Origin of the sequence: Ruminococcus sp. AF20-12LB, from assembly GCF_003478985.1 — a bacterium.
Taxonomy (GTDB): Bacteria; Bacillota; Clostridia; order Lachnospirales; family Lachnospiraceae; genus Blautia_A.
In genome coordinates this window covers 203507-209944 of record NZ_QUGH01000006.1, presented here as the reverse complement: position 1 = coordinate 209944, position 6438 = coordinate 203507, and the positions used below count along the sequence as shown (strand labels likewise).

Annotated in this window: 10 protein-coding genes; 4 read left to right on the top strand and 6 right to left on the bottom strand. The window is 37.7% G+C overall.

The features are described from left to right. Positions 1-187, top strand: a 187-nt coding sequence (locus DWX61_RS19080) for a hypothetical protein (RefSeq protein ID WP_207664990.1), incomplete at its 5' end; no start/stop codon positions are given. 17 nt (positions 188-204) lie between these two features. Here DWX61_RS19080 and DWX61_RS10055 read toward each other — a convergent pair. Next, positions 205-441, bottom strand: a complete 237-nt coding sequence (locus DWX61_RS10055; RefSeq protein ID WP_147419215.1) for a hypothetical protein — start codon at positions 439-441, stop codon at positions 205-207. A gap of 312 nt (positions 442-753) precedes the next feature. Here DWX61_RS10055 and DWX61_RS10045 point away from each other — a divergent pair, with 312 nt between their 5' ends. After that, a complete protein-coding gene (locus DWX61_RS10045) occupies positions 754-939 on the top strand; it encodes a hypothetical protein (protein WP_180214270.1) in 186 nt (61 codons plus the stop codon). An 18-nt stretch (positions 940-957) separates the two neighbouring features. Here DWX61_RS10045 and DWX61_RS10040 read toward each other — a convergent pair whose 3' ends face one another. From DWX61_RS10040 to DWX61_RS10020, 5 genes are read right to left on the bottom strand one after another with little or no spacing between them, the layout of a single operon-like run. Then, positions 958-1143 (bottom strand): DUF6440 family protein, encoded by a 186-nt coding sequence (locus DWX61_RS10040; protein ID WP_118512934.1) that lies wholly within the window; start codon positions 1141-1143, stop codon positions 958-960. Between the two features lie 45 nt (positions 1144-1188). Then, a complete protein-coding gene (locus DWX61_RS10035; RefSeq protein ID WP_118512933.1) occupies positions 1189-1641 on the bottom strand; it encodes a VOC family protein in 453 nt (150 codons plus the stop codon). Between the two features lie 46 nt (positions 1642-1687). After that, a complete protein-coding gene (locus DWX61_RS10030) occupies positions 1688-1927 on the bottom strand; it encodes a hypothetical protein (protein ID WP_118512932.1) in 240 nt (79 codons plus the stop codon). 60 nt (positions 1928-1987) lie between these two features. After that, a complete protein-coding gene (locus DWX61_RS10025) occupies positions 1988-2572 on the bottom strand; it encodes an MBL fold metallo-hydrolase (protein WP_118625083.1) in 585 nt (194 codons plus the stop codon). 25 nt (positions 2573-2597) lie between these two features. After that, entirely contained in the window at positions 2598-3230 is a 633-nt protein-coding gene (locus tag DWX61_RS10020; protein WP_118625081.1) for a GyrI-like domain-containing protein, read from the bottom strand. 365 nt (positions 3231-3595) lie between these two features. On the opposite strand from DWX61_RS10020, the gene DWX61_RS10015 reads away from it, so the two are divergent. Together DWX61_RS10015 and DWX61_RS19290 are read left to right on the top strand one after the other, a co-directional pair. Further along, positions 3596-5554 (top strand): recombinase family protein, encoded by a 1959-nt coding sequence (locus DWX61_RS10015; RefSeq protein ID WP_286188073.1) that lies wholly within the window; start codon positions 3596-3598, stop codon positions 5552-5554. After that, complete coding sequence (locus DWX61_RS19290; RefSeq protein WP_330612651.1) at positions 5544-6104, top strand: ABC transporter substrate-binding protein; 561 nt, start codon at positions 5544-5546, stop codon at positions 6102-6104. Before DWX61_RS10015 ends, DWX61_RS19290 begins: the two co-directional genes overlap by 11 nt. The last annotated feature ends 334 nt before the right edge of the window (positions 6105-6438 follow it).

Genomic DNA, 6438 nt, shown 5'->3' with positions numbered 1-6438 from the left:
AATCAAAGAAGCATGCAAGAAATTCATATACGACCAATGCACTAAACGGAAATATCCTTCTGCTCTACATTTACCTGTAACTCCCGGCATTCTGCGATGGAAGCCTGCAAAGGAGATTCCTGAAAGAGCAGAACTGAGTTTGAATAATAGCATGGCGATGCTATTATTTAAACGATGCCACATTTGAAGAAAGGTATATTTTTATCAACGATCATCGGATCTTTCCTCTGACGCACTGTTATCAAAAATATATTTTGCCAATTCGTGCACCATTGTAAGTCCCTTATCATTTAGATCTGTTGCCTGCCCCATATAAAAAGCAACGGCACTTGCCACATCATCACTTGTAATATCAGAAGCTGGCTTATCAGGCAATGCATCTCGGATTGTCTTTATGGATTCGGCTGTAGCAACAGTACTTGTAAGTTCTTTGTTCTGCATACTGGATTTTATATCACGCAATATGGATACGAATTGATTCTTGATTTTTTCGATATCTGCTTCGTTGGCTCCTAATTTCTGCCAATTTAAAAACTGTTTATCTTTTATAATTTCCGTTCATTTCTCAGGGCGGATTATGAAAATCTGCAACGTCTGGTAGATCGTATTCCACCGAAAATACTGGAATTGGCAAAAAGAGGTCAGTTAAGCCATTCAGACCGTGAATGATAAAATTATTTTAAAGTGGACAGACACGAAAACTGTCCACTTTTTATATGATAATGATAGAAAATTTAACAGGATGTGATAGCCTTGCGTAAACCAACGTATTATCTCTGGCGCAGTGACTTCTCCTCACAGGAAGAATTTGAAGCTGAACGTAAGAAATATACGGATAGTGGTTTCCGGGTTGTCACATTTCTGGATGGAAACTCGGATGCCGATATTCACAATGGTATCAAAGCAATGGTTAGAAATCACTGGAATGATATATCATGATTTCAACAAACTGGAATCTTACTTTGTAACTATGACTTTTCCTTCAGAATCTAGAAGAGGTGTAATACCAGCCCCGTATCCAGATTTCCAACAAAGATAATTAACTCCAGTCTCCTTATCTACAAGAATTTGGCGAACCCCTTCATCCTTAAGCGAACTTCCATCTCTAAATATAGTTTCAAATCTTTCTTCTTTTTTTGCCATGTTTATTCCTCCTAGTTAAGCGTTAAACTTCGATTTTGTATCCTTTTATAACGGTTGCATCATCTCAAGAATGATTCCATCCGGATCTCTGAAATAAAACGCTCTGCTTTCCCCAAATCCATCTGCCCTGAAATCAAAATACTGCGGTTCAGACAAGCACTCCACATGATTTTCGATAAGGGTTTTGTATACAGAATCAATGTCATCCGTGTAAAAGCATACTTCTGAGATAGATGTCGTAAACAAGTCTGATTGTTCTTTATGGATTTTGCTGTCTACAAACTGAATCAATTCAACCGGTGGTGCTTCAAGAACCTTCGAACCATTCAAATATGCAACCCTTGCTTTACAATTTTCCTTACGGAACATTTTATCTGTCTCTTCGCCTTCCATAAAGATTTCGCCCTGAAATTCAAGTTCAAGAATATCTCTGTAGAAAGCAATCGAGCGATCCAAATCAGAAACAATTAATCCAACGTGATAAATTCTTCCAACCATATTTTCCCCTCCAATAATTTCTTTATTTCACCAAGCTTGAATTGTTCTATTTCTTCATCTTTTTAATATCCTGATACAGCCCATATCCCAGAAACAGGATTCCAATAATAAATGCAACACCAGCCGCTACTGGTAAAAAAGGCCCTACATATTCAAGACCTGCTGCAAATAAAGTGGCATCCCAAGAAACTACTCCACTCATAAATATTGCAGCAGAAATATATCGTGCAGAAATTAAAATTGCTGACATGAAGCAGAAAATAGCACCTACAATTTTGTTTTCCATTTAAATCACCTCCAAATCCCGATTGTCTTAATTTTATAAACTTGAAGTTATTGCTGTCAATCACAATATTTTTTCATTAGCATGAGCATAATAAATCCTTTTGGGATTATAGTTCATAACAAGGTTCCAATCGCTTTTTAATTTACTATTACCTTCATAAGCATCAAGATATTCGATAGGTTCTAAATCTCCCACCAAACAAATCCCATTATCTAAAATCAAGGATATGCTATCTTTACTATGGCTTGGAGTAGATATGATTTCTCCCTCAATACCTATGTTTTTAAGAAATTCCCGACTATCTTTGCAGTCGATAATTACAGAATTATCAATGTTGATTGGCTCATACTCTAATCGCTTATCTCTTCTGAAAATCTCGTCTGCAAAATGAATATATGACTTCTGTATATTGATTAGAAGAAGTTTTACTCCTTGTTTCATCAGCTCGCTTATTAAACCAATATGGTCAGGATGGTAGTGTGTTGCCAAAACATAAGAAATATCACTAATTTTAATGCTGTGTTCTTTAATTGCTTTATAAAATGCCGGCAATGTTCCCACAAAATCGGTATCAATAAGCAAACCGCCACTTATTCCTTGAATAAAGAAAGTGTTGGTATTGCCGTATCTTAACTTACTTATCACAAAACCACCTCCTCAACTACCGATTTTACGCTTTCTTGATCGGATGTCTAATTACAGTTTTCCATTTTTCCGGAGCAACCTTTCTTGCATCAGACATATAAATCTCGTGGTGCAATCTATCTTTGTTAATATCATTCACATACCCATTTTGTTCTACATAAGTATCCATAAGAGCAACGGTTGCTGGCTCATCATCAAAAGAACCTATGTGCATAATTTGGACGCATAATCCCTCATCAATCGTAAGATACTCTGCGGATGAACAATCGAGTTTCTTCTTTTTCGTTGCTGTTTCTACCGCCCAGTCAAAATCGGCTTTAGAAATGAAATCAGGCAGACGAATGACAGAAATCCAGTTAAAAGCAGATTTATTTGTATAATCTACACCTTCGACATCATCCTGCCACCAAAAGCCTTCCAATGGAGGAACAACATATTCAAAAAAGCCTTCAATTTTATAATCAGTCTTGTAACTCATTTTTAATGTGTATGCAACAGCATATAAAACACTAATCGCTTGTTGATATGCACCGCCTTCTTCGTTTGGATTGCCTTTACCTCTAACTGCAATGTAATTAACCTTCGGGACATTTACAATCTCTGGTTTTTTCTTCGGCATATAAAATTCTTTATATTCTTTCTTAAAATCAAAAGCCATAACTACCTCCGTCAAATTTCCAAAATCTAGTCAAGCGGATATTCGCAATCCGCTTTGCTACTTGCTCATAACCAAATAACTGCTCCGCAGTTTATCAGAAGGAGCTTGCACTCATCCTGATACAAGCAAGTCCCTACCCACTGCTTATTTCTTTTCGCAATTGAAGCAGGGGACTTACTTGATTCGGTTAAATATTTCCTTAAAATCATATCAAATCTCACATGTTTTCGCAATCTATCATCAATATCAAATATTTCATGATTTTAAATGCCTTCAATTTGACTATATACTTTTTCTTACCCATAATATATAACGATATTACATAATGTATAGTATTTAAATTTACATTAATGAAAGGGGCAGCTATGAATGCAGGATATGTCCGTCTCTCCCGAGATGATGATAAGAAAAATTACGTTTCCATAGAAAATCAGAAGCTGATCATCAGTCAATATGCCAATGATCATGGCGTAAAAATTGACCGCTGGTATGAAGACGATGGAATTTCCGGCTATATTTTTGACAGACCTGGATTTCAGCAGATGATGGCAGATCTGGATCAAGAGATTGATACCGTATACGTCAAAGACTTCTCCCGTCTTGGCAGACATAATGCAAAGGTTCTTCTGCTTCTGGATGAGTTCCAGGAGCGTGGCAAACACTTGATTGTCATTGATGACAACTATGATTCCATGGATTCCAGTGATGACACCATTGGTATAAAAACATGGTTTAATGAAAGGTATGTGAAAGATACCAGTAAAAAGATCAAACGTGCCATCGGAGCCCGGCAAAAAGAAGGAACTTTGATCACCAGACCCCCGTTTGGGTACCGTCGCAATACAGAAGATAAAACGATTTTGGAGATTGTGCCAAAAGAAGCGGAATATATCCGGAAGATTTATGATTTATACCTTTCCGGTTCCGGTTATCGAAAAATCGCTACGTATCTGGCAGAGCACAACGCACCGACTCCTTCTATGATACAGCGGGAACGTGAAATCGAAGAAGGAAGATTATCTAAAAGGCAGGTTGCTTCCAAATGGTCGGATGCCATGATAAAAGAAATTCTGGACAATGATTTTTATATTGGAACGTTTCGGCTGAAAAAACGTGCAAGGAATACTGTTCATGGAAAGGACAAACGTGTTCCAAAGGAAGAACAGTGTATTTTCGAGAGTCATCACCCGGCAATTATTGACAGAGCTACCTTTTCACTGGTGCAGGAATTAAAGGAAAAACGTAACCGAACGAATTATCGTGGAAGCCGTGGACGGTGGCTTGGTTCAGAGATTCCCAATCCCTTTGGAAGCTGTCTGTATTGTAAGGACTGTGGCAGCCGTCTCACACCGATCAAGCGTCAGACATCCAGCAGGGAACGAAAATATTATATCTGTACGACATATAACACCAAAGGCAGGCGTTATTGCTCCAAGGCTCATCTGATCGAAGAAGATGATTTAATGGAAGATGTTCTGACTTATATCAAACTATGCAGAAATGCTCTCAGTGAAGTCATTGCTACCTATGATTTGAAAGATTTTGAAGCAGAAAAAAAAACAGTCGAAGAAAAACGACAGGAACTACATAGAGAAATCGGTGACCGAAAGAATCAGCTGAAAGTTTTACTTACACAGAAAGTAAAAGATCTGGCAGTTGCTAACGGAAATGAAAATTTGATCAATGAGACTTACGATTCCATGCAGAATGATTTGTTTGCTCAGATTCATGGTCTGGAAATGCAGTTAAAGGAACTGGATGAAGCAGCAATCGAAACGCCGGATGTAAAAGATGAATTACGGAGTGCTCTTGATGTAGTAGATAAGATCATTGCCGGGGGAACGCTTGACCGCAGAGATATTGAACTGCTCATAGAAAAAATTGTGGTGGATGAGGACGGAATGCCGGAAATTACTTTAAAGTATGGACTATCCAATCTGATTCAATATAGTCCTGCCGATGAAATGAACCGCAGAGAAAATACGATAATTGCTATCGTAATGAAGCTGATCGCTGAGGATGAGCGTGGCTACACATCTGCCAAGTATCTGTCTGAGCACATCACAGATCTTGGATTCAAAAAGACAAAGCAGAGTATTCTGCCCTATATTGAACTGGCGAAAAGTCTTGGGATTCTGGAATCCACAGAAAACTCGCTGAAGCCGTACAGAATCGTAAAATCAAAAGAAGAAATTACGGCGCTTGTCAAAGACTATCTGCCGGATACATCAGATATCTCTGCAGAAACAACCGCAAAACAACTATCGGACGAATATTTACATTGTAATACAGGCGACAGGTGGAATGCCGGAAATGGTATTTGAATATATACTGAAGAAAAACAGCATTGATCCGCAAAAGGATCTGACCATTGACCAGAGTATTGATTTCGGTTCCACGGCAGCAGCTTTTACAGGTGATGATTCAGCGGCATATACAGTAGAATTCGAACCATCTGCAACTATTCTGGAAAAAGAAGGAGCGGGCTATGTAGTGGCATCTCTCGGAGAGGCATCCGGATATGTACCATATACATCCTATAGTGCAAAAGCAAGCTACATGAAAGAAAATCCTGAGATCATCCAGAAATTTACCGATGCACTTCAGAAGGGAATGGACTATGTGCAGAGTCATACGCCAGAGGAAATCGCGGAAGTGATCGCACCGCAGTTCAAAGAAACAGATCTTGAAACCATTACTGCCATTGTAAAACGTTATTATGACCAGGACACATGGAAAGAGAATCTCATCTTTGAAAAAGACAGCTTTGAGCTTCTGCAGGATATCCTGGAAGATGCAGGGGAGTTGACGGATCGTGCGGCATATGAAGATCTGGTGCAGACGGAGTATGCACGGAAAGCATGTGAAAGTTAAAAAGTTTAAAATACATGGGAAAAACCTGCGGCTTTTATAAAAACCGCAGGTTTTTGTACGTAATAAAGAAGGAATAAGAAAAAGAGAATGTCAGAATATGCTATTGAGTGACTGAAAATATTAGATAAAAAGCTCCAAAATAGTATTTAATAAATGGATGAAAATGATTCGTTAAACAAAAATGGTGTGAATAAATTTAAAATAATTCAAAAAAGTTTAAATGAGGTCAAATGAAATATAATAAAACATGGTAAAAATACACAAAAAATATCAAGAAAAATTATAAAAAATATAGAAAAGATAAAATGTAGTTGAAAATTACTAAACAATATGC